The sequence below is a fragment of the Achromobacter sp. RW408 genome (assembly GCF_003184165.1).
In the GTDB taxonomy this organism is placed as follows: domain Bacteria; phylum Pseudomonadota; class Gammaproteobacteria; order Burkholderiales; family Burkholderiaceae_B; genus Achromobacter; species Achromobacter xylosoxidans.
The window spans coordinates 2,075,731-2,082,298 of the sequence record NZ_QHHO01000049.1 but is presented as its reverse complement, the minus strand read 5'-3'; the positions used below and the strand labels follow the sequence as shown (position 1 = coordinate 2,082,298).

The window sequence follows — 6,568 nt, the reverse complement described above, 5'->3', positions numbered from 1 at the left end:
GAACAACTTCTCCCGCAACGTCCCCTCCGCATAAGCCGTCTTGTACACGCCTCGCTCCTGCAACTCCGGCACCACCAGATCCACGAAATCCGCATAGCACTCCGGCGTCACCGTCCTCGCCAGGTTGAAGCCATCGATGTCCGTCTCTTCCACCCACGATGCCAGCTCATCGGCCACCTGCGACGCGCTGCCCACCAGCGCCGGATAGCGTCCGCCCAGCGCCATGTCGGCCAACAGATCCCGCACCGTGCGGTCGGTGCGCGCCACCGTCAGGTTCTTTACCGCTGACTCGATCGCGTTGTTCTTCACGTAGCGGATTGGCTCGTCCGCCGCATAGCGCGAGAAGTCGATGCCGGTGGAGCTGGCGTAGTGGGCCAGGCCCGCTTCCGGATTGGCGTAGCGCAGGTACTCCGCGTGCTTCTCGCGCGCCTCGGCCTCGGTGCGTCCCACCACCGCCGTCACGCCCATGAAGAACTTGATGTCGCGCGGGTCGCGGCCCTCGCGCGCCACCGATTCGCGCACGCCCGCCACCAGTTTGCGCAGGCCTTCCTTGGTCTGGCTCGACACGAACACGCATTCGGCGTGGCGCGCCGCGAAGGCCTGGCCGCGGCCCGAGGAGCCGGCCTGGTACAGCACCGGCGTGCGCTGGCGCGACGGCTCCGAAAGATGGTAGCCCTGGACCTTGTAGTACTTGCCTTCGTGATCGATGCGCCGCACGGCGGCCGGGTCCGCGTAGACACGCGCGCGCCGGTCGGCGCGCACCGCGTCGTCGTCCCAGCTACCTTCCCACAGCTTGTAGGCCACCTCCAGGAACTCGTCGGCGCGGTCGTAGCGTTCGTCGTGCGCGATCTGTTCCGACAGGCCCATGGCGCGCGCCGCGCTTTCCAGGTAGCCGGTGACGATGTTCCAGCCGATGCGGCCGTCGGTCAGGTGGTCCAGCGTCGAGAAGCGGCGCGCCAGCAGGTAGGGCGACTCGTAGGTCAGGTTCACCGTCACGCCGAAGCCCAGGTGGCGGGTGGCGGCGGCCATGGCGGAGACGGTCAGCAGCGGGTCGTTGACCGGCAGCTGGATCGACTCGCGCAGCGTCAGGTCGGCCGAGTCCTGGTACACGTCGTAGACGCCGACGATATCGGCCAGGAACAGGCCGTCGAACAGGCCGCGCTCCAGCAGGCGCGCCAGGTCGGTCCAGTAGTCCAGCGTCTTGTACTGCGTCGAGGTATCGCGCGGGTGGGTCCACAGGCCGTGGTTGATGTGGCCGACGCAGTTCATGTTGAACGCGTTCAGGAGGATCTGCTTCTTCGCCATGGCGTGCCGTTCCGAGGGAATCAGGTGGTGCCGACGCGGCCGGGCGCGGCGTCGTTCAGGTAGTAGTTGCCGACCGCGTGGCGCTTCCAGCGCACCGGATCGTGCAGCGTATGGGTGCGCGCATTGCGCCAATGGCGGTCCAGGTTCAGCTGATCGAGCGTGGCTTGCGTGCCGGCCAGTTCGAACAGCTTGGTGCCGGCGGCCAGCGCCGATTCGGTGGTCAGGGCGCGGGCCTCGGCCACGGCGATGGCGGCGGCGGCCACCAGGCGAGGTTGCGGGTCGGCGGTGGCGGCGTCGAGGATGCGGCCGGCGCGCGCCACCAGCGCGCGGGCCGCGTCCAGGCGGATCGACAAGCGGCCGAACTCGCTGATGGTCAAGGGATCATCGGCGGCGCGCTCGACCCCGGCGTCGATCCACGGCCGCGAGCGGTTGCGCACGAAATCCAGCGCGTCCGCCAGCGCGGCCTGGCCGATGCCCAGGTCGATGGCGGCGTGGATGATCTGCGCCAGCGGCTTGATGGTGTTCGGCGGCGCGGCCGGATCGACCAGCACCATCACGTCCTCGGCCGGCACGGCCACGTCCTGGAACAGCACGGTGCCGCTGCCGGTCACGCGCTGGCCGAACCCCGACCAGTCGTCGATCACCTCCACGCCGGGGCTGTCGCGGCGCACGAAGGCCAGCCGCTGCAGGCCGTCCTCGCCCACGGTCGCGGTGGGAATCCATTGCGCATAGAGCGCGCCGGTGCAATAGAACTTGCTGCCGTTGATGCGCCAGCCGCCGCCGTCGGCCGACAGGCGGGTGCGGCGTTCGGCCGCCGTGCGCGTGCCGATTTCGGCCAGCGCATTGCCGAAGCGTTCACCGGCCAGGGCGCGGGCGTAGAAGCGGCGCTGCTGGTCGGCGTTGCCGTTCACCCGCAGCACTTCCAGCGCGTAGTAATGGTTCTGCGGGATCTGCCCGAGCGAGCCGTCGGCGCCGGAGATGATGGCCGTCACTTCGGCCAGCGTCACGCGCGACACGCCGGCGCCGCCGTGCTCGCGCGGCACGGTGATGCCCCACAGGCCCGATTGCGAATAGCGCTCCAGCTCCGGCAGCGGCAGGCGGCGCTCGCGGTCGCGCTGCGCGGCTTCGCGGGCGAAGTCTGCGGCAAGCTCGCGCGCCACCGCGATTGCCTCGCCGTCGCTGCCGATGATGGCGGCGCGTCGCGGCGCCAGGGTGGAAATGGCTGTGTCGGTCATCGCTCAGATCCAGGAATGACGGTTGGGACGGCGGCCGTTCAGCAGATAGTCGCCGACCGCGTGGTACTTCCAGCGCACCGGATCGTGCAGGGTATGCGTGCGGGCGTTGCGCCAATGGCGGTCCAGGTTGAACTCCGCCAACGACGCACGGGCGCCGGACAGCTCGAACAGCGTTTCGCTGGCCGCCAGCGCGATCTCGGTGGTCAGCGCCTTGGCCCGCGCCACCGCGATCGAGGCGGCGGCGACGTCGTCGGCACCGAGCGCGCGCGGCGTGGCTTCATCCAGGTGCGCCGCGGCCTCGGCCAGCACCGCCTGCGCCGCGTGCAGGTCGATGAACAGCCGGCCGACGTCGCCGATCACATAGGGGTCCTGCGTGGCGCGTTCGACGCCGGCCTCGGCCCAGGGACGGGCACGCTCGCGCAGGAATTTCACGGTGTCGTTCAGGGCCGCCTCGGCAATGCCGGCGTCGATGGCGGCCTGCATCAGTTGCGCGAACGGCCCCTGCAAGGCGGGAGTCTCCTGCAGTTTCCAGGCCGGCAACACACTGTCCGCCTCGACCCGCACGTTGTCCAACAGCACGGTGCCGCTGGCGGTGGTGCGCTGGCCGAAGCTGGACCAGTCGTCCACCACCGTCAGGCCGGCGGCGCCGCGTTCCAGCAGCACCGTCACCAGCCGGTCCTCGGTATCCAGCGCCTTGGTCGGGATCCAGTGCGCGTACAGCGCGCCGGTGGAATAGAACTTGCGGCCTGACAAGCGATAGCCGTCGCCATCGGCCACCAGCCGCGCCTGCACGTCACGCGCATGGCGGGTGTGGCGCTCGGGCCCGGCGTTGCCCAGCCTGCGGCCGGCCAGCACGCCCTCGTAGTAGCGCCGCTTCTGCGCCGGAGTGCCGACCTGCCGCAGCAGGTTGAGCGAACCGAAGTGGTTCTGCGGGATCTGGCCCAGCGACGGGTCGGCCGCGCTGAGGATGCGGAACACGTCCGCTAGTGTCACATGGGATACCTGGGCGCCGCCGTACTCGCGCGGCACCGTAATGCCGCCCAGCCCGCTGGCCGAGTAGCGCTCGATCTCGCGCCACGGCAGGCTGCGCGTCTGGTCGCGGTGCGCCGCGCCCTGGGCGAAATCCGCCGCCAGCGCCTGGGCGGCTTCGATAGCCTCGCCGTCGCTGCGGATGCGGGCGGCGGGCACCACGCGCGGAGCCTCGTCGTCATCGATCGGGAGGGAGGAACTCGCGGCTTGCGGCATGGGTGGGTGCGGACAGTTGGGAAAGAAGCAGCCTATCGGCCCGCCACGCCGCTTGGAAGGACGGATTTCTCATGCGGATATTTGGAATCGGTATATGCGCCGCCCCCCCTTTCGTCCCTACTGTTAGCAGCTCCGGCGCCGGCATATCCAAATCACGAAAGAGTGTTTGCGGCGCGCTTTGGCGCTTGCTTAGAGTCGAGCTTTTCCGTGACTACCCGCGCCGCCTTCATGCCCGTACTGGATCTGCCCATTGCCCTGGATTACGACGGCGCGCTGGAAACGCGCCTGTTCGACGACATCCGCCTTGCGGTCGCGCCGCACATTCCCGCCGCGCGCCTCGATCCGCCTCGCGACCTGGCCGCCGCCGCCGAGCGCCAGGCGGCCGGCGAATACGCGATCTGGAACACCGTGCACGATCTGTTCATCACCCAGGTGGCGGCACATGCCATCGCCGGCCTGTTCCGCGACGACACCGATTTCCAGTTCGCGCTGGCGCGCCAACTGGGCGATGACGCGGCCCACGCCGAATTCTCGCTGGCGCGCGCCAGCCTGCTGCTGGAGCGCGATGCCAGGCCCGAGGTCGAGCAGGGCGTGCGCGACGCCTGGGACCTGGTCGGCGGCTTCGCCCTGCGCAACTGGCAGAACTTCCTGGCCTGGCAGTTCCACTACGAGCACTACATCCTGGCGCGGCTGTTCGTGAATCGCCGCACCGCGAAGGTGCTGGACTTCGGCCACCGCGAGTTCGGCGAGAACCGCATCCTGCCCGACGAGGAAGCCCACCGCATCCGCATCACGCAATGGTGGCTGCGCAAGCTGGCCGGCGCCGACGAAAGCGAGCGCCACGAGTGGACCCAGGGCCTGATCCAGGCCGACGAGGACGTGCAGCGCCTGCTCGGCCCCTACCTGCGCGACTCCTGGCAACTGAACCTGCGCGCCACCGGCCTGGACACGCGCAACCACGTGGCGCTGTACGACGCCTGGCGGCGCGAACTGCTCGCTACCCTGCTGCGCGTGGCGCCCGACGACCTGCCTTCCCTGACCAGCCTGGCCGCCTGACGCGGCCGCTCCCCTTACGACCGAAGGAATCCGCATGACCCAGCCCTTGCCCCCGGCGCACGAGAACGACGCGCCGCAGGATACCGTCAACCCCCTGCGCCGCTGGCTGATGGGCGCCGGCGCGCTGATGGGCGTCGGCGCCCTCTTTCCCAACGTGATCATGGCGCCCGCCCATGCCGACACGCAGAGCCTGCCGAACACGCTGGACGGCGCGATCAAGGACGGCGTGCTGAACGCGGTGGTGCACCCCGAGCCGCCCACGCTGGCTTTCTACCTGAACTCCTCCACCCCTACCGGCGCGGTCGCGAGCAAGATCTTCGACGGCCTGGTGGAATACGGCCCCGACCTGAAGCCGCGGCCGGTCCTGGCGGAAAGCTGGAGCGTGTCGGAAGACGGCAAGGCCCTCACCTTCAAGCTGCGCCAGGGCGTGCTATGGCACGACGGCAAGCCCTTCACCGCCGCCGACGTGAAATGGTCGGCCGAAGAGGTCTGGCTCAAGCACGCGCCCAGCGCGCGCCGCGTGTTCCAGTACCTGCAGCGGATCGAAACGCCCGACGACCACACCGTGGTGCTGCACCTGTCGCAGCCCACGCCGGTGGCGCTGAACGCCATCGACTCGCTGGGCGCGCCGATCCTGCCGCGCCACCTGTTCGAAGGCACCGACATCCAGAACAATCCCTACAACAACAAACCGGTGGGCACCGGGCCGTTCGTCTTCAAGGAATGGAATCGCGGCAACTACATCGTGCTCGAGCGCAACGAGCGCTATTGGCAGCCCGAGCGCCCGTTCCTGGACCGCATCGTCTGGAAGATCGTGCCCGACGTCTCCGGTCGCGCCACCGCGCTGGAGACGGGCGGGGTCTCGTATGGCGAGCGCAATCCGGTCGCCTTCACCGACGCCACCCGGCTCGCCAAACTGCCCAAGCTGGCGGTGGACACCGCCGGCTACAACGGCTTTGCCGCCTGGCTGTGGCTGGAGACCAACCTGCGCGACCCGATCCTGTCGAACCTGAAGGTACGCCAGGCCATCGCGCACGCCGTCAACAAAGAGGCGCTGGTCAAGACCGTGTGGAATGGCTACGCCGAGCCCTTCGTCAGCCCGGTGCCGTCGCTGGTCAAGCCGTACCACAACCCCAACGTGCAGCAGTATCCCTACGACCCGGCGCTGGCCGAGAAACTGCTGGACGAGGCCGGCTACCCGCGCGGCGCCGGCGGCTGGCGCTTCGCGCTGACGCACGACTACATTCCGTTCGGCGACGACTACCGCCGCACCGGCGAGTTCGTGCGGCAGGCGCTGCGCAAGATCGGCATCGACGTGACGCTGCGCGGCCTGGACCTGGCCACCTGGACGCGCAACGTCTTCACCGACTACAACTTCCAGCTCATCAGTTCGTGGGGCACGGTGCTGATCGACCCGCAGCTGGGCGTGGAGACGCGCTACTGGAGCAAGGCGGAAGCGCGTGGCACGCCCTGGTACAACGTGTCCGGCTACAACAATCCTGAAATGGACCGCGTCATCGAGGCGGCCCAGGTCGAGACCGATCCGCAAAAACGCATCGAGCAGTACAACGAGCTGCAGCGGCTGGCGCAGCGCGACCTGCCGCTGATCGGCCTGTTCGAGTTCCGCTGGTTCGGCGTGTGGGACAAGCAGTTGCGCAACGTGACCGACGCTTCGTCGCACTCGCGCAACAACTTCGCCCACGTCTGGCTCGGCAAGGCCTGAGGGG

Annotated in this window: 5 protein-coding genes; 2 read left to right on the top strand and 3 right to left on the bottom strand. The window is 69.1% G+C overall.

Annotated features, from left to right (window positions below; all coding sequences use genetic code 11):
* The 3 genes from DK459_RS30885 to DK459_RS28990 all read right to left on the bottom strand — a co-directional run.
* A partial coding sequence (locus DK459_RS30885) for an LLM class flavin-dependent oxidoreductase (protein ID WP_199234314.1) occupies positions 1–1,305 on the bottom strand: 1,305 nt, incomplete at its 3' end.
* Positions 1,306–1,325: 20 nt separating this feature from the next.
* Entirely contained in the window at positions 1,326–2,540 is a 1,215-nt protein-coding gene (locus DK459_RS28995; protein ID WP_054442572.1) for an SfnB family sulfur acquisition oxidoreductase, read from the bottom strand.
* Between the two features lie 3 nt (positions 2,541–2,543).
* Positions 2,544–3,785, bottom strand: a complete 1,242-nt coding sequence (locus DK459_RS28990; protein WP_006387300.1) for an SfnB family sulfur acquisition oxidoreductase — start codon at positions 3,783–3,785, stop codon at positions 2,544–2,546.
* A gap of 207 nt (positions 3,786–3,992) precedes the next feature.
* On the opposite strand from DK459_RS28990, the gene DK459_RS28985 reads away from it, so the two are divergent.
* Positions 3,993–4,841 (top strand): hypothetical protein, encoded by an 849-nt coding sequence (locus DK459_RS28985; RefSeq protein WP_024067501.1) that lies wholly within the window; start codon positions 3,993–3,995, stop codon positions 4,839–4,841.
* A 34-nt stretch (positions 4,842–4,875) separates the two neighbouring features.
* Entirely contained in the window at positions 4,876–6,564 is a 1,689-nt protein-coding gene (locus DK459_RS28980; RefSeq protein ID WP_110135217.1) for an ABC transporter substrate-binding protein, read from the top strand.
* Positions 6,565–6,568: the final 4 nt, after the last annotated feature.